The 14,916-nt window shown below is 47.9% G+C and carries 15 protein-coding genes and 1 tRNA gene; 8 read left to right on the top strand and 8 right to left on the bottom strand.

Annotation, left to right across the window (positions count from 1 at the left end):
- Positions 1–6: 6 nt before the first annotated feature.
- Positions 7–1,230 (bottom strand): NADH:flavin oxidoreductase/NADH oxidase family protein, encoded by a 1,224-nt coding sequence (locus BLU03_RS10605; RefSeq protein WP_093107714.1) that lies wholly within the window; start codon positions 1,228–1,230, stop codon positions 7–9.
- A 17-nt stretch (positions 1,231–1,247) separates the two neighbouring features.
- On the bottom strand, positions 1,248–2,327 hold the full coding sequence (locus BLU03_RS10600; RefSeq protein WP_093107712.1) for an AI-2E family transporter: 1,080 nt from the start codon (positions 2,325–2,327) through the stop codon (positions 1,248–1,250).
- A gap of 197 nt (positions 2,328–2,524) precedes the next feature.
- Between BLU03_RS10600 and BLU03_RS10595 the strand changes: the two genes are divergently transcribed.
- Together BLU03_RS10595 and BLU03_RS10590 are read left to right on the top strand one after the other, a co-directional pair.
- Positions 2,525–3,325, top strand: a complete 801-nt coding sequence (locus tag BLU03_RS10595; protein ID WP_093107710.1) for an alpha/beta hydrolase family protein — start codon at positions 2,525–2,527, stop codon at positions 3,323–3,325.
- A 12-nt stretch (positions 3,326–3,337) separates the two neighbouring features.
- Positions 3,338–4,264: an AEC family transporter gene (locus tag BLU03_RS10590; protein ID WP_093107708.1), complete on the top strand. Its 927-nt coding sequence runs from the start codon at positions 3,338–3,340 to the stop codon at positions 4,262–4,264.
- Positions 4,265–4,317: 53 nt separating this feature from the next.
- On the opposite strand, the gene BLU03_RS10585 is transcribed toward BLU03_RS10590, so the two are convergent.
- A complete protein-coding gene (locus BLU03_RS10585; RefSeq protein ID WP_093107706.1) occupies positions 4,318–4,782 on the bottom strand; it encodes a divergent PAP2 family protein in 465 nt (154 codons plus the stop codon).
- A 133-nt stretch (positions 4,783–4,915) separates the two neighbouring features.
- On the opposite strand from BLU03_RS10585, the gene BLU03_RS10580 reads away from it, so the two are divergent.
- The gene (locus BLU03_RS10580) at positions 4,916–5,311 is read left to right on the top strand and encodes an RDD family protein (RefSeq protein WP_093107704.1); all 396 of its coding nucleotides are present in this window, start codon (positions 4,916–4,918) and stop codon (positions 5,309–5,311) included.
- 22 nt (positions 5,312–5,333) lie between these two features.
- On the opposite strand, the gene BLU03_RS10575 is transcribed toward BLU03_RS10580, so the two are convergent.
- From BLU03_RS10575 to BLU03_RS10565, 3 genes are all read right to left on the bottom strand, one after another.
- On the bottom strand, positions 5,334–5,924 hold the full coding sequence (locus BLU03_RS10575; RefSeq protein ID WP_093107702.1) for a hypothetical protein: 591 nt from the start codon (positions 5,922–5,924) through the stop codon (positions 5,334–5,336).
- A gap of 162 nt (positions 5,925–6,086) precedes the next feature.
- Positions 6,087–6,350 (bottom strand): hypothetical protein, encoded by a 264-nt coding sequence (locus BLU03_RS10570; protein WP_245698826.1) that lies wholly within the window; start codon positions 6,348–6,350, stop codon positions 6,087–6,089.
- A 186-nt stretch (positions 6,351–6,536) separates the two neighbouring features.
- A tRNA-Ala gene (locus tag BLU03_RS10565) sits at positions 6,537–6,609 on the bottom strand.
- Positions 6,610–6,759: 150 nt separating this feature from the next.
- Between BLU03_RS10565 and BLU03_RS10560 the strand changes: the two genes are divergently transcribed.
- The 3 genes from BLU03_RS10560 to BLU03_RS10550 are packed head-to-tail and all read left to right on the top strand — an operon-like array spanning position 6,760 to position 8,401.
- On the top strand, positions 6,760–7,185 hold the full coding sequence (locus BLU03_RS10560; RefSeq protein ID WP_093107700.1) for a DMT family transporter: 426 nt from the start codon (positions 6,760–6,762) through the stop codon (positions 7,183–7,185).
- A 13-nt stretch (positions 7,186–7,198) separates the two neighbouring features.
- Entirely contained in the window at positions 7,199–7,897 is a 699-nt protein-coding gene (locus BLU03_RS10555; RefSeq protein WP_093107698.1) for a Crp/Fnr family transcriptional regulator, read from the top strand.
- Positions 7,898–7,909: 12 nt separating this feature from the next.
- Positions 7,910–8,401: a DMT family transporter gene (locus BLU03_RS10550; RefSeq protein ID WP_093107696.1), complete on the top strand. Its 492-nt coding sequence runs from the start codon at positions 7,910–7,912 to the stop codon at positions 8,399–8,401.
- A 5-nt stretch (positions 8,402–8,406) separates the two neighbouring features.
- On the opposite strand, the gene BLU03_RS10545 is transcribed toward BLU03_RS10550, so the two are convergent.
- Positions 8,407–10,569 (bottom strand): ATP-dependent helicase, encoded by a 2,163-nt coding sequence (locus BLU03_RS10545; RefSeq protein ID WP_093107694.1) that lies wholly within the window; start codon positions 10,567–10,569, stop codon positions 8,407–8,409.
- Positions 10,570–10,825: 256 nt separating this feature from the next.
- Here BLU03_RS10545 and BLU03_RS10540 point away from each other — a divergent pair, with 256 nt between their 5' ends.
- Complete coding sequence (locus BLU03_RS10540) at positions 10,826–11,611, top strand: SDR family oxidoreductase (protein WP_093107692.1); 786 nt, start codon at positions 10,826–10,828, stop codon at positions 11,609–11,611.
- A 238-nt stretch (positions 11,612–11,849) separates the two neighbouring features.
- Positions 11,850–12,803 carry a calcium/sodium antiporter gene (locus BLU03_RS10535; RefSeq protein ID WP_093107690.1) on the top strand — a complete coding sequence of 318 codons (954 nt, stop codon included), beginning with the start codon at positions 11,850–11,852 and terminating at the stop codon, positions 12,801–12,803.
- Positions 12,804–13,453: 650 nt separating this feature from the next.
- Here BLU03_RS10535 and rlmD read toward each other — a convergent pair.
- Positions 13,454–14,830: a 23S rRNA (uracil(1939)-C(5))-methyltransferase RlmD gene (rlmD, locus tag BLU03_RS10525; RefSeq protein WP_093107686.1), complete on the bottom strand. Its 1,377-nt coding sequence runs from the start codon at positions 14,828–14,830 to the stop codon at positions 13,454–13,456.
- Positions 14,831–14,916: the final 86 nt, after the last annotated feature.

Raw genomic sequence — 14,916 nt, 5'->3', positions numbered from 1 at the left:
TCCCTATCATGCTCTCCGTTTTTGAAAAACTCCCGTACCGTTTTCCCAGAGCGCAAGAAGCATGGACAGTTTCGGGGAGAAGCGCGGCTTCGTCGCTTTCCCTTTCCCCATCCTGTGCAGCTGCTGACTGTACCACATCACTTCCATCATTCCGGCTTTGTCTACCGGGGGAATTCCGGTCTTAATGGAGGGGATCATAATGTCATCCATCTCCCCGTGTAAAATTTTACGCGGGATATCCGGATCGACCGCAAGGGGACGGGCCAGACCGATCATATCGGCAGAGCCCGAACGAACTGCTTCGATCATTCCCTCCTTCGTACGAAAGCCGCCGGTCACTGCTACCGGAAGGCGAGTCTGATTCTTTAAAGTATCGGCGTATTCCAGAAAGTAGGCTTCACGCTTCGATTTTTCCGACTGTTTCCCTGTCATTACCGCCTTCTCATAAGTGCCTCCGGAAATTTCAATGAGGTCTACACCCAGGTCTTCAAGAGTCCGTATTACGTAGACGGACTCCTCCTCTGTAAACCCGGCCTTCATGAAGTCGGCACTATTGATTTTCACTCCAATCGGGTAATCCTCACCGACTTCCGCCCGCACGGCGCGATAAATCTCTTTTAAGAAACGGGAGCGGTTCTCGATGGACCCTCCCCATTCGTCCTCCCTGATATTATGTCTCGGCGAGAGGAACTGACTGATGAGATAACCATGAGCAGCATGAATCTGTACTCCGGTGAATCCCGCTTCCTTCGCCAGAGCTGCTGTTCTTTTAAAACGATAGATAATTTCTTCGATACCTGCTTTAGTCAATGCCCGTGACGGGGCGAAAAATTTCTGGAAACCCGCCGGAAACGGAACAGCAGATGGAGCCTGTCCTTCTTTCACAAGCCCCCTCACTACCTGTTTCCCGGGATGATTGATCTGCATCCAGAACTCGTTCCCTTCTTTTTTCCCGGCTTTTGCCCAGCGGCGGAAAACGTCCATACTCCCTGAATCTTCCAGCACCACATTCCCCGGTTCCCCGAGCGCATCGCGTGTAACCATCACGTTTCCCGAGACTATAAGGCCGGCACCTCCTTCGGACCAGCGTTCATACAGTCTTATAAGATCTTCCGTAGGGGCGTTCAACCGGGAAGCCATACCTTCACTCATAGCCGACTTCATGAAGCGGTTCCTGATAGTAACTCCTCTGTTTTCAAGAAGCAGGGGCTCCTGTAAATAGTGGATCATGCGTTCCTCTCCTTCTTTCAGACGGATCGATTTTTTGATTCCTGATACATCTGGAAATATCTGTAGAAGTTATAAAGCAGCACTTTGATCACGGAATAGAGCGGTACAGCGATAACCATTCCTATGAATCCTCCGAGCGGAGCGGCTACGATAAGCAGAAAGATGATTGTCAGCGGGTGGATATGCAGACGTTCTCCAAGAACCACCGGGGCTACAATATTCCCTTCCAGCTGCTGCACAATTATCAGTGCGACAAGTACGTAAATGACCATTATCGGAGCCTGTGCCAGCGCCACAACAATCGCCGGTATTACACCCAGTATCGGTCCGAAGAACGGTATAATGGCCGTGACGACCACAAACAGACCGAGAATGAGAGCGTAATCAAGACCGATAATCAGATAACTGATATACATAAGAACCCCGTCCACGAAGGCGACGGTCGCCTGACCGATAATGTACGCGGCCACGGTGTCATCCAGTCTCCGGAACAGCCTGGTCGCTTCTTCCCTCTTTTCCCCGGAAAAAGGACTGGTAAGAAAAGGGACGAGTTTCCTTCCATCTTTCAAGAAGAAAAACAGAACAAAAGGAATAATGATAATCACAGTCGCTGCTCCTGCTACTGTTGAAAACGTTTCGGCAAAATGTTCACCTATATCCTGTCCAAGGCTGCTGGCGTATTTGCTGACCTGCTGTTTCAGGGAGTTCGTCGAGAGCATCCCCATGTCTTTACCTTCGAGGCCCTGCCTTGCTTCTTCCGCAGTTTTACTCAGCTGATCCGGCAGCTTCGAGATGTTCTTCGCCTGTTCCTCAATAGTGGATGCAAGCAGACTAACACCGGCTGCAAGCAATCCTCCGACTGCTGCGAACAGAATAAGAATGGAGGCGAGAAGCGGTATCGATAATTTCCTCGACAGCCATTCCACCACCGGTCTGGTAAGATAGAACAGAAACCCGGCGATCAGTATCGGATAAAACAGCGTCTGGAATAATGTAAGAAACGGACTGAATATGTTTAAAAGCTGCATAAAATAAATAGTGATCAACAATAAAATAAAAGCCGTAATGTATTTGAAATAAGGGTGTTTCCACCACATACGTATCACTCCTTCCTCTTAAATTTTCACTAAATTGTATTTCGTTAAACCGGAAAAGCCCGGCTTTTTCGCCGGGGTGTCCCGTACGGTTATAATTGTTCGCACCCGAACCGGGAAAAGAGTTGCAAGTTTCTCTGTCGGATGAGTTTTCTAAACGACTGAATAAGTGTAATATTCCTAAAGAGAGGTGAAAAAATATGCAAAGAATTTACTATGGAGAAGATATATACCAGTACGGGGAGCTCATGCTTCCGGAAACGCCCGCCCCTCACCCGGTGGTCGTCATTATACATGGAGGGTTCTGGAAGGCCGATTTCGATCTCGACCTCACCCGGGAAATAGCGATGGACCTGACCGCTGCCGGGTGGGCGACGTGGAACATCGAATACAACAGAATCGGTCAGGATGGTGGAGGATGGCCCGGAAGTTTCCGGGACGTAGCGGACGCTATGGACCACTTGAGTCACATGGAACATGAATACCACCTGGATCTGGATCGAATCGTAACACTCGGTCACTCCGCCGGAGGCCATTTCGCTCTCTGGCTCGCAGGCCGGCACAGGCTTACGGAGACGAGCGACCTTTACAAAGAAAACTTCCTGACACCTGGAGCTGCTGTCAGCCTTGCCGGTATCAGCGATTTGTCCATGATGCATATGATTCATGCTTTCCGTGACCAGGAACTCGCGAAACCTGCGGATAATCCGACTGCGGAACTTATGGGCGGAAGTCCTCTGGAAGTGCCGGAACGTTACCGGGAAGGTTCACCAAAAGAACTCCTTCCTCTTTCTACCGCACACATTCTCTTCCACGGATCCCTCGATGTGAACGTCCCCGTCGGTATGAGTGATGACTATTACGAATGGGCGGAAAACATCGGAGACCCTGTTAAATATATCAGGCTTACGGATACGGAACACTTTATGTTTACGGACCCCTCCACGAGAGCCTGGAAGAAAGTGAAAGAAGAAATGGAATTACTGTTGAAACACCTGTAAGGAGGGGATTCTATGGCAGAACTGCTGACGATTCTTCTGGACATTCTCCTCCCTGTCTTCATTATCATGGGAATCGGTTTTATACTTGAGAAAAAATTCGATCTGGATTTGAACACGTTGGCAAAATTGAATATATACTTTCTCGTTCCGGGTTTCATATTCGTAAAATTATATGAAACGGAATTCGCCCCGGGGAAATTTCTTGGCGTCATCGGCTTCATCGGCCTGTACGTATTGCTGCTTTTTGTCATTACGAGAGTATTCACCCGACTGCAGGGGATGGACGGAGCGAGGGCGACGACAGTATCCAACAGCGTCATCTTCTTCAACTCCGGCAATTACGGCGTGCCGGTGAATGACCTCGTTTTCAAAGGAGATCCATTCGCCATGTCGATTCAGGTCGTCGTTCTGACGATGCAGAACGTAATCACCTTTTCCTACGGCATCTTCGCTCTGCAGTCCATTCACATCGGGAAATGGAGATCGATGGCCGGATATTTCAAAATGCCCGTCCTCTATGCTCTTCTTGCAGGCATTCTTCTAAACGCCGGAAACATCGCCGTACCTTCCTTTCTCTGGGTACCATCCACCTACATAGCCGATGCGATGATAGCGATCGCTCTCGTCATGCTAGGGGCTCAGGTCGCAAAAATTAAATGGACCACAAATTTCTCTTCCGTCTATCCGAGTCTGTTCCTGCGTCTTCTCGCAGGACCGCTCCTCGCTCTTGGTATGATTTACGTATTCGGGCTTAATGGCGTGACAGCCCAGGCGCTTTTCATCGCTTCCGCCATGCCTACCGCCGTCAATAGTGCCGTCATCGCCCAGGAATACGAGAATTATCCCGAGTTCGCGGCCCAGATCGTCCTTTTGTCCACTCTCTGTTCAGCGGTGACGGTCACCTTCGTTATTTATGTGTCCCGGATTATCTGGGGATAAAAAAAGCAGGAAGAAGAACCGGGATATACGTTCTTCTTCCTGCTTTTTACGCATTAATGCTCAATTTTGGCGGACCACACGCCGAGGATCCCCCCCAATATAGCACCGCCCAGCACTTCCAGGGGCTGATGACCGAGAAGTTCTTTCAATTCTTTCTCTCTTTCCACGAATTCAAGACTCGGGATATCCTCCGATATTTTGGAGAAACTGTCTTCCAGTTCATTCACGAGTTTGGCGATTTCACCGGTGTGACGGCGTATGCCCTGAGCGTCATACATAACGATGACTCCAAAAACGACGGCCAAAGCCGTTTCTGTGTGCCGTGACCCTTTATTGGCAGCTATGTAGGAAGCTATAGAAGCCACTCCTGCCGAGTGCGAACTCGGCATCCCCCCGGTCGCAGCCACCTGTTTCACGTCCCATTCCCCGGTCTTTCTGTAGTACGTCCATATCTTTGCTGCCTGTGCAAGACCTATGGAACCGAGAGCCGTAATGATTCCTCTGTTCATATCTTCCATCGTTCTCAACTCCTTCCTTAGTCCCTGTTACCCTTAACGTCTTGCCGTTATGCTTTGAAAAGGATAATTTACTACGAAAATGAAACTTACTATGTAAGCCCTGCGTACAGATAATGAAAAAGGAGGGATGAAAATGAAACCCGTCACAAAAAAACGTACGTACGCCGTGCTTATCGACATTGCGTTCTCCGGTATCATCAATGCTGCAGCAGAGAATCTTCTCAGAAAAAAAGTGAAAAACGAAGCTTTCCTCACACTCGTTTTGCCGACACTCATTACCTGGGGGATGGAGTACGGGCAACTGAAGTACAGCGGACAGACGCTCGGCTATAAACTGATGGAACTGAGACTTGAAAGTGGAGACGGCTCTCCTCTCACTTCCGGTCAAATCCTCAAACGGATAGCTCACCGGGATTTCGCAAGCAGCGTTGCCTACATGAGAGACAGAAAGAACTTCTCGAGAGACGAGGGCAGGAGCCTTGCCCAGGACCGGTTCGCAGGAACGATCGTCACGACGAAAAGCACCTGAATCTTCAGGTGCTTCCTGTTTTTTAATACAATTTCCTTACCATACCTTCCACGGTCGGAGGATCCACCTCGTGATCCTTTTTTCCCCAACGGAAAAAAACGAAGACAAGCATCAGACCTCCAAGCACCTGCACAACTCTCGCGTATACGGACACCTCTGCCGGCACTCCGTACTCGTCCAGACCCATCGTGTAGAATCCCCACAGTGTCATGTGGACAATAAGGTACACGGCTGTCCTTGCGAACGTAAGGCGATAAAAACGCCGGAATCCTTTTTCAAAGAACATGCGGAAGAGACAGAGAGCCGTTCCGAACACAAGCAGGGATACAGGCATCGTAATCAGGAGGGAAAACTCCTGAAGCCATACATAATCAAACAGGACACCTGTACCAAAAAACAGGAAAAGGACGAGCAGTGTGTTCCGGTTAAAATGGTCCAGTTTCCTTATAAGGTAGTGGAACCAGTACTCTTTTCTGTTCACCCAAAGCACGAAGCCCGCAGGCAGAATAATCTGCAGAAATCCTTTGCCGATAATGCTTGCGAACAGCGAATAATGGCCGGCAGCACCGGCTGAGAATACGAAAAAGACCAGCAGGAGTAACATCTTCTTCATCCAATCCCTCCACGTTCATGGAATACAGAACAACGAAAAAGTCCACCTTTTAGTTACTTTAAATATATTCCTCTTCCCATACTCCGTCAACCGGATCCTTATTCTTACCACAGCCTTTAATTGTTGGAAAACAAAAAACCTCCCCTGTTCCCAGAGAAGGGTTCATGTAAGTGAAGTATAACGGGCTTGAACCGGATACGCTGAAAGAATATTCTCCCGTTTAAATGATCTAACCTGCTTCCTCCAATAGCAATACGCAAAAATGGTGTCTTTCCTTATAACGGTTATACGAACAAACCGCTGGGTTATCCTGCCTTCGCTATCTATATAGACTATTTCAACTTTTTGTTTATTAGAAAGAGCTCTTTCAAGAACTCCATCCATAGTTATCTCTCCCCTCTCAAAAACAGGAACGTTTGTTCTCATTATACCACCTAGGGGGCAAATTAAACAAAAATAAGCAGCCTAATCCAAATCGGAAAGACTGCTTATTTTTATGGTTCCGTTATTTGATTATCGCCTTATTAATAAAAGAAGATGAGGGGAACCTTTTCGCCGTTACCAAACTTCTCACCATAACAAAAACCCCTTGCATAGCAAGGGGTTACATAGTGGAGCATAGCGGACTCGAACCGCTGACCTCTTGTCTGCCAGACAAGCGCTCTCCCAACTGAGCTAATGCCCCGTAGTTAAAATCCGACAATAATCATTATAACCAAACCTTTTTCATTTAACAAGAGGGAATTTTTATTTTTTCATCAAAAAGGGACATATGTCCTTTATCATAATAGATAAATGTTATTTACTGTTATAAGATGAGAAGGAGGAACGTTTTATGAAAGGTATTCTGTTTGCAGTCATCGCAGGTTTAAGCATCACGATGCAGGGAGTTTTCAATTCCAGTATGAATCAGGTGATCAGCGGCTGGCACACGACGGTCATTGTTCACCTCGTAGGTTTCGTAATCGCACTCACATTCTATTTGACCAAAAGAGACGGAGATATACGCCGCCTCCCCTCCGTCCGACCTCTCTATATCACCGGCGGGACGTTCGGAGTAGTCGTCATCTTCTCGGAACTCTACGCTTTCAATGAGCTCGGGCCTGCCTCCGCTATAGCGATTCTTCTCGTAGCGCAGCTGCTTACTGCTTTCATCGTGGAGCTGAAAGGCTGGTTTGAAGAAAAGAAAGTCGCGGTGAAAGGGTATCAGCTTCTCGGTGTCGCCTTAATGATTACGGGCGTCGTTCTATTCAAACTGTAAAGGAGTGTCCATAGTGAGAAAACTGTCCGACCCTACCCTTTTCCGGGAGTACGCAACCGCATTCGACTTCGACAACATTTTTTCCTCCGCTTCTTTTGATGCGCTGGAACTGTACGAAATGAAGCAGGGAGAGGTGCTGTGGGAGAAGAATGATACGCTCGACCATCTTTATTTCCTCGTCGATGGAAAAATAAAAATCCACACCAGCTCAGCGGGAGGGAACGGTCTCATACTCCGCTTCAAAAATCCCCTGGCTGTCATCGGAGATGTCGAATACGTGAAAGGGACGGACGTGTTTCATACGGTAGAAGCTGTTACAGACGGGCACCTTATGAAGATCCCCTTCGCCAGGCTCAGACAGGAAGAAAAGGAAAACACAGCTTTTCTCCACTTTCTCCTGGAAGTCATCACCCACAAATTTTACACAGAAGCCCACGCTTCCACTCTTAACATGCTTTATAATACGGACGTGCGTCTGGCGAGCTATCTCTTAAGCCTTACCGATGACGGAAAAGGATCACTGTTCCATGAAGAGATGCGTCCGGAAACGTTGAAAGAGACAGCGGAAGTCATCGGTACCAGTTACCGCCACCTGAACAGGGTGCTTCGTGACTTCGAAGACGAAGGGATTCTTGAAAAACATAGAGGCATCATCAAAATCACTGATATCGATTTACTTCGCCAAAAAGCAGAAGGAAACATTTATGAATAAGGAGCTGTTTTTTTGATAGGTATATTTTTCTCCATTCTCGCCGGTGTCATGATCAGTACACAAAATATATTCAATACCCGAATGAGCGGTAAAATCGGCTCGTGGGGATCGACGACCGTCGTTCTCGGGCTCGGTCTCATCGCTTCGCTCATCGTATTTACGATTGTCGAGGATACTCCTCTTTTCGCTTTAAGCGGCATCAATCCGATTTTCCTTTTGAGCGGCGTATTCGGGGTGACGCTCGTCTACTGCCTGATGCGGGGTATGGCTATTCTCGGGCCGGCCTACACGGTATCGATCACGATGGTCTCTCAGCTTGCCGTCGCTTCCACCATCGATACGTTCGGGCTGTTTCATTTCGAACCGGTTCCGTTCACCTGGACGAAAGCTCTCGGTCTCTCCATCCTTATGGCAGGTATCCTCATCTTCAAGCTCGGGCACCGGATTCCCGTTCTTCACAGACAGGAGAAACCGAAAGAAACCTATGCACAGGAAGCGAAGTGACCTCACTACGCTTCCTGTTTTTCTTTAGAGAGAAGTCCGCGTTCCACGCAGGTTTCAAGCAGCAGTTCCTTATACCCTGCTTCTTCAAAGTGAATGACGATAAGCCCTTCTTTATATTCCATGACGGTGCCCCGCCCGAACGCCTGATGAACCACTTTCGTTCCCGGGTCCATCCCTTCGAGTGCCGAGGTATCCACACGGCTCGCAACTTCCCGGTGATTCGTTTTTTTCGTAGAGCCCGCAATGGTACGCACGTTGTGCAGAAAGGTGGATTCCTTCACCCGCTCTTTCCCGAGGTAGTGGTACGTCAACAGCTCGAGACGGACCCGGGCCCGGGTCATTCCGACGTAAAACAGGCGTGCCGCTTCTTCCATCGCTTCTCTCTCCCCGTCCCGGTAATCCTCAATGTCGTCATTCGAGGGAATGATGCCGTCGACGAGATCGATCATGTAAACGGCATCGAACTCAAGCCCTTTGGCACTGTGAAACGTCGTAAGCGTAAGGGAGCTCTCCCTCACGTGGGCGTTCTTCACAATCTCCTCGAGTTCTTTCAGACGGAAAGCGAAATCTTTCAGAGAATCACAGCTCTCGGCAATACGGATGAGTACATCGAGGGTACCGAAAAGCTGATCCGCCCGGAACCCGAACTTGTCCACCATCTTCCGTAACACACGGTCATAGCCGAGTTTTTCCCTGATCGTCACTATCGCCTCGTCGGGCCTCATATTGTTGATGTCATGGAAGGTCTGTTTCACTTTCGGAATCGATTTCTTCTGGTACTCCTGAACATCGAGCTGAAGCAGCTGATCGAACAGAGACCTCTTCGTGTTTCTTCCCTTCAACAGGTCCATCTGTTTTTTCGAAATATACGCATTGAATTTCGTATGGATTCTTTCCAGAATATCGATTCTGCTGTCGTTATAGGAGAAACGGAGAAAGTTCAGAACGTCCTCGACGATCCAGTGTCTGAAGAATTTAGCCTCCGAGTCTTTCATGTAGAAATCGATGCCGGCACGGTCCAGCTGATCGACGAGCGGGATCACGGAAGCGTGATTGCGGTAAAGCACCGCCGTCTCCTCTTTGCTTTTCTCCTGTATCTGCTGTACTACGTAGTCGAGCTGTTTCTCGTCATTCTGGAAAGCATGGATTTCCACGTCCTGCATGGATCCGTTCGGGGTAGTCATCTCTTTTTCGTAACGATCGATATTCCGCTTAATGAACCGGTTGGCTACGTGGACGATTTCTTCGGAGGAACGGTAATTCTCCGTCATCGTAAGGACGGTCGCTTCCGGATACGTCTCCTGAAACCGAAGAAGTTTATCGACTTCCGCTCCGCGCCACCCGAAAATTGACTGATCGTCATCCGCGACGAGACAGAGATTATTCGAAGGGGCCGCCAGCATCTCCACGATTTCATGCTGAACGATGGAATTGTCCTGACTTTCATCGGTGAGGACGTAATCGAACTGCTGCTGATAAACAGAAAGGACATCCGGGTTTTCTCTCAGTATTTCGTGACAGAACGTAAGCATATCGTCGAAATCGAGAAGAGTGACCTCCGCTTCCGACTGCTTGAACGATTCGTACGCCTGGAAGACTTCCGAGGCAGCTTTCGCCTGGCACGGTACCCGCTCCAGTTCTCTCCCCTCAAGCATCCGGTTCTTCACGAGACTGATGTAACTCATCAGATCCTCCATCTCCTCCTCAGTCGCCTGCGTCCCGTTCACATCTTCGTACACTTTTTTCAAAATGAATGTTTTCTGAAGAGGGAGACCGCCCGGCATCCGGCCTTTCTGCCCTCCCCCTTCAATCAGCTGGTAGGGGATGTTCTCTTTTCTCATGAACTCCCGCACTACTTTATAGGCGAAACTGTGGATGGTGGAAAACGGTACTTTCACACTACTCCAGCCGGAGAAATAGTCGTCGAAACGCCGGGACATATCGCGGGCGGAAGCTTTACTGAACGTAACTGCCATAATCCTTTCCGGTGCCACCTTCTTCTCGAACAACAGATAGGCGATCTTCATATTAAGCGTAGTCGTCTTCCCGGAACCCGGTGACGCCAGCAGAAGAAGAGGACCTTCCGTATGAAGGACCGCCTGCTTCTGGGCCCCATTCAATTCTATTCCTGTTTCTGTACTCATCCTGTTGAAAAATGTTTCAGACATACTGTTTCTCCTTTATTTTCTGCATTTGAAAAATGACTTCACCGACACTCACTATCGTCTATCATATCACGTCCGGAAAATGGAGATATACCACCGGCTCTGCTTCTTTCCCCTGTTCCTCTGTCCGTTTAGATTCCCATGGAGACGGGAAGGCAAAATGTAGTTGTCACCTTTATTCCAATAATAAAGTGCAATTTCTTGAAAAATAGACCGCCGATTATACGCAGAATCATTCCCTAAGGAGGAATATCATACTATGAGTAAAACGATTTTTATCACCGGAGCCGGTACGGGTCTTGGAAAAGGTACGGCTATCGGTCTTGCTAAAAAAGGACATCACGTCATTGCCGCCGTTGAAATTATGGCCCAGATTACGAGTCTCCGGGAAGAAGCCGAAGCAGCAGGTGTCACCCTCGAAGTGATCAAACTGGATATCACTAATGAACGGGATCAGCAGTTGATAGACGAGTACGACTATGACATTTTCGTCGCGAACGCGGCTATCGGCGAAGGTGGACCGATTGCCGAAATACCGGTCGACCGGGTCCGCGATATTTTTGAGACGAACGTATTCAGTACGCTTGAAAATGCCCAAATTGCTGCCAACAAATTCATGAAGAAAGAAAAAGGCAAAATCGTCTTCCTCAGCTCCGTCGCCGGTCTGGTAGGCATGCCTTACCTCGCCGCGTACGCTTCCTCAAAACACGCAATCGAAGCTTTTGCCAAGGCTATGAAAGCGGAACTTGAAGAATTCAACGTGCAGGTAGCTACCATCAACCCCGGTCCGTTCAACACCGGTTTCAACGACCGGATGTTTGAAGAGAAGTGGAAATGGTACAATCCTAACAAGAACCTGACTCCCGAGAAATCCATGAGTAACATGGAACAGCTGCTCGAGAACCAGTACGATCCCGAGGACATGATCACAAAAATGGTCGAAGTGATCGAAGCGGATCATCACGCTTTCCGTACGGCTTACCCGCAGGAGATCGAAGACCAGATGAAAGACGAAGAACAGAAAACCTGGGACGCACGTGTTTAAAACGTAGTTTTCCAGAGACTGGTGCCGAAGAATATTTTTCGGCTCCAGTTTTTTTATTCCCTTATCGGAGTTACTCCCATTTTCTCTTCTTTTTCTTTATTTAACTTCTCGGTCCGAATTTTTCTTTCCAGGAAGAGGAATCTCGGTTATGGTTAAATAAGTAAAACCTAGTCTTGTGCTGACAGGACTGCCTCTCCCAGCCGGAGACTTTAAATACAAAGGAGTTTGAGAAACGATTATGGCATACATATTACTGCTCGCCGGCTTCGGATTATTGATTAAGGGAGCCGATTTCTTCGTTGATGGATCTTCGAATATCGCCAGACTTCTCCGCGTTCCGCCTATCCTGATAGGACTTACGATTGTAGCGTTCGGCACAAGTTCCCCTGAGGCGACCGTCAGTATCATCGCCGCTTTACAGGGAAATGCTGAAGTGTCTCTCGGGAACGTTGTCGGCAGTAACATTTTCAACATTACGTTAGTTGTAGGTGCAGCAGCTTTTCTTTACCCGTTAGCGGTCGAAAGTTCGACGGTCAAAAAGGAGATACCGTTCACTTTGCTGGCCAGCGTAGCACTGCTGGTACTTATCAGTGACATGATACTGCAGGGATTTAATGATAACCTGCTTACACGCAGTGATGGTGTAATCTTCTTATTGTTCCTCTCCATTTTTATGTACTACGTCATCGAAATCGGTCTGAAAAGTCGGAAAGATACGAAACATGAGCCCCCGACGACAGGGATCAAATGGGGCAAAAATGTCGTTTTGACGTTAGTCGGTTTAGCAGCGATTATTTTCGGAGGAAACTTGGTGGTGAATAACGGCACAGAAATCGCCTACGCCCTCGGAATGAGTGAAACTTTGGTAGGATTGACTATCATTGCAATCGGGACCTCCCTGCCTGAGCTGGTCACGTCCATCTCTGCCGCACTGAAGAAAGAAAGCGGAATCGCCCTCGGGAACATTGTAGGGAGTAATATATTCAATATCTGGTTTGTACTCGGTACTTCCGCCGTGATTACGCCGTTACCTGTGGCCGGCAAAATTTTCACTGATGTCTTGATTATGATTGTACTTAGTGTGTTATTATTCTTATTTTCGAGGAGTGGATACACTGTCGGGAAGAGAGAAGGTCTTTTTCTTATACTGGTGTATGTCGCTTATTTTGTTTATATCATATTAAGGAACTAAAAAGCAGGCTCCCCTGCTTTTTAGTTTAATTTCCGGTCTTTCCGTTCTCTTGGGTCACCTTTTTCAAAAGATAGATTTGTCTTCCGCCATACCATCCAAATCCTAACATAACTAAAACATAACTTAACCAATGAAGAAATGTTTCGAGAGCGGGATACAGAAGGTAAGTTGACATCCCTATTATGACAAGCACCCATACTATCTTATTAACAATGTTCGCTTTCTCATTTTTAAACATAGAATTTCTCCTTATGAACAAGTGCTTACTTGTGATGTTAACATTCCTACAAGTGACGCAACACATCCATCATTCAAGTCGTTATGTCATAAAGATGGAGTTCTGCATAACAACTAAATCCAGCAGGAAACATAACAGTCTTAGAGGACTGGAGCAGCAATCACCTTTTTGAGGAAAATTATGTGAGAACCTTCTGTTTTCTATAGTTATAATATTTCTCCAACCATATATCTCACCACATCCTCTGATTCCAAACTAACTTTCCTTATTTCCGTCTATTCAAGTGAAAAAGATAAAGGAGCTTGTGTGTTTTTTATGCCAACTTTTCTGATACTCCAACAAATATTGTAGAGCCAAAAGAATAGAAAAAAGCTCAAGCCATATTTCAGCTTGAGCCAATTGGTATAATTCATTATTTTTTCACCAGCCACGTCACACATTCTATGTGATTCGTCTGCGGGAACTGATCCACCGGCTGTACTTCTTTCGTTTCATACCCGCCGTCTTCAAGAATGCGCAAGTCCCGGGCTAAGGTAGAAGGGTTACAGGAGACGTAGACGATCCGCTCCGGCTCCATCTCAAGCATTGAGGTAAGGAGGGCTTCCTCACACCCTTTTCTTGGTGGATCGACGACGATGACGTCCGGACGGAGCCCCTGACCGCGCCACCACGGCATCACTTCTTCCGCTTTCCCTTTATAAAATTCGACGTTATCGATGTAATTGAGACGGGCATTCTTCTTTGCATCTTTCACTGCTTCGCCGACGACTTCCACTCCGTACACTTTCTTCGCGGCTTTCGCCATAAACAGAGAAATGGTGCCGATACCGCAATAAGCGTCAACGACCGTTTCCCCGCCCCGCAGGTCCGCATACTCCAGTGCTTTGTCATACAGTGCTTTCGTCTGGGTGGGATTGACCTGATAAAACGATTGTGCGGAAATCATGAAGCGTATGTCTCCGATGGAATCATAAATATACTCATCTCCATACACGACAGTCGTCTCTTTTCCGAGAATGACATTCGTCTTTTCCCGGTTCACGTTGTGGACGATCGACTTCACTCCCGGGTACGCTTCTTTAATCTGTTCAATCAGTTCATCCTTATGTGGCAGTTCCTTCGTCCGGGTGATAAGGACGACCATAATATCACCGGTGACCTGGCCGGTCCGGACCATAATATGACGCAGTACCCCCCGGTGAGATTCTTCATCATAGGCTTCGATGCCGAGATCCGTCGCGATTTCACGGACGGCTGCCACCATTCCGTCGTTCGTTTCATCCTGGATCAGGCACGATTCCATATCAATGATGTTGTGACTCCGTTTCTGATAGAACCCGGTTTTCAATTCTCCGTTTTCTTTTTCGCCGACAGGAATCTGGATCTTATTCCGGTATCTCCACGGCTCCTCCATACCGATCGGTTTGTGGACAGGAACGTGTTCCAGATGACCGATTTTCTTCATGACGTTTTCGACCTGATTCTTTTTCATCGTAAGCTGACGGCTGTAGCTCATATGCTGAAGCTGGCAGCCGCCACACTGGTAATAGACGGGACACGGGGGCGTAACCCGGTCTAAGCTCTCTTCTTCCACATCCATAAGTTTTCCGAACCCGAAATTCTTTTTCACTTTGACCACTTTCACCCGGGCTTTCTCTCCCGGCAGGCCGTACGGGACGAATAGCGGATACCCGTCCACTTTTCCTACCCCGTCCCCTTCATGCGTCAAATCCTCGAACGTGACAGTGACGGTTTCGTTTTTCTTTACGGGCGGTGTCTGTTTCGGCATAATGATCCTCCTCTCTCTGTTTCAGTGATTTTCTGAAGATACAAGGCCATATACATAAGTAGAACTACGTTCGATACCATAGGGCT

The sequence above is a fragment of the Salimicrobium album genome (assembly GCF_900107115.1).
GTDB lineage: Bacteria > Bacillota > Bacilli > Bacillales > Halobacillaceae > Salimicrobium > Salimicrobium album.
Note: the sequence above shows the minus strand (reverse complement) of the source record. Positions and strands in the feature narration are given on the sequence as shown.

Coding starts and splice junctions, on each gene's coding strand:
- BLU03_RS10605 (WP_093107714.1), bottom strand. CDS start 1,230: ATGATCCACTATTTACAGGAGCCCCTGCTTCTTGAAAACAGAGGAGTT.
- BLU03_RS10600 (WP_093107712.1), bottom strand. CDS start 2,327: ATGTGGTGGAAACACCCTTATTTCAAATACATTACGGCTTTTATTTTA.
- BLU03_RS10595 (WP_093107710.1), top strand. CDS start 2,525: ATGCAAAGAATTTACTATGGAGAAGATATATACCAGTACGGGGAGCTC.
- BLU03_RS10590 (WP_093107708.1), top strand. CDS start 3,338: ATGGCAGAACTGCTGACGATTCTTCTGGACATTCTCCTCCCTGTCTTC.
- BLU03_RS10585 (WP_093107706.1), bottom strand. CDS start 4,782: ATGGAAGATATGAACAGAGGAATCATTACGGCTCTCGGTTCCATAGGT.
- BLU03_RS10580 (WP_093107704.1), top strand. CDS start 4,916: ATGAAACCCGTCACAAAAAAACGTACGTACGCCGTGCTTATCGACATT.
- BLU03_RS10575 (WP_093107702.1), bottom strand. CDS start 5,924: ATGAAGAAGATGTTACTCCTGCTGGTCTTTTTCGTATTCTCAGCCGGT.
- BLU03_RS10570 (WP_245698826.1), bottom strand. CDS start 6,350: ATGAGAACAAACGTTCCTGTTTTTGAGAGGGGAGAGATAACTATGGAT.
- BLU03_RS10560 (WP_093107700.1), top strand. CDS start 6,760: ATGAAAGGTATTCTGTTTGCAGTCATCGCAGGTTTAAGCATCACGATG.
- BLU03_RS10545 (WP_093107694.1), bottom strand. CDS start 10,569: ATGTCTGAAACATTTTTCAACAGGATGAGTACAGAAACAGGAATAGAA.
- BLU03_RS10540 (WP_093107692.1), top strand. CDS start 10,826: ATGAGTAAAACGATTTTTATCACCGGAGCCGGTACGGGTCTTGGAAAA.
- BLU03_RS10535 (WP_093107690.1), top strand. CDS start 11,850: ATGGCATACATATTACTGCTCGCCGGCTTCGGATTATTGATTAAGGGA.
- rlmD (WP_093107686.1), bottom strand. CDS start 14,830: ATGCCGAAACAGACACCGCCCGTAAAGAAAAACGAAACCGTCACTGTC.